At 51.2% G+C, this 209-nt stretch carries 1 protein-coding gene; it reads right to left on the reverse strand.

What is annotated here, in order from left to right; genetic code table 11:
• Positions 1-209: transposase (locus GFJ99_RS13420; protein WP_153209560.1), on the reverse strand; the 209-nt coding region annotated here is incomplete at both ends.

Genomic DNA, 209 nt, shown 5'->3' on the forward strand with positions numbered 1-209 from the left:
GCTCAATACCTGCCTGGGCAAACAGCTTTTCCTGCCGGTACAGCGGCAGGCCATAGTGCATTTTGCTGCTGATGATTTGGGCCAGAAGGCTCGGTGTTGCCATGCTTTTGGGGATAATCGAAGGCACCACATCAGCAATTTGGATGGATACTGTCGTACCTTGATTTTCGCATGCCCGGCAGCTGTATTTGGGGCGGATGTTTTTAATC

Origin of the sequence: Flavobacterium sp. LMO6 (assembly GCF_009495795.1) — a bacterium.
In the GTDB taxonomy this organism is placed as follows: Bacteria; Bacteroidota; Bacteroidia; order Flavobacteriales; family Flavobacteriaceae; genus Flavobacterium.